This is a genomic window from Parvimonas sp. M20 (assembly GCF_035282425.1).
In the GTDB taxonomy this organism is placed as follows: domain Bacteria; phylum Bacillota; class Clostridia; order Tissierellales; family Peptoniphilaceae; genus Parvimonas.
The window spans coordinates 1-256 of record NZ_JAYKBQ010000222.1 but is presented as its reverse complement, the minus strand read 5'-3'; the positions used below and the strand labels follow the sequence as shown (position 1 = coordinate 256).

The window sequence follows — 256 nt, the reverse complement described above, 5'->3', positions numbered from 1 at the left end:
ATTCTTCCGCTAAAAAGCAGCCGGCAAGGGCCGGGCTTTTCATGGGGGGACCGGGCATCCAGCAGCATAAGCCGTTTTCCGAAATTAAATTTTGTCCGAATTTTTGCTTTTCTGAAGGAAAAGATGCCGGCTTGGCGAATATCATCCAATAGATTTCCGGCAGGAGGGGCTTAAACGGCATTGGATCAGTCATTAACAGTTTAACCTATTTCATTAGCGCAATTGCCGGGATTTCGCTGTTTATTGCTGGGATTGG

At 46.9% G+C, this 256-nt stretch carries 1 protein-coding gene; it reads right to left on the bottom strand.

Annotation, left to right across the window (positions count from 1 at the left end):
* On the bottom strand, nt 1–193 hold a 193-nt coding region (locus tag VJI93_RS09040), incomplete at its 3' end, for a hypothetical protein (protein WP_324009364.1).
* Between the last annotated feature and the right edge of the window lie 63 nt (nt 194–256).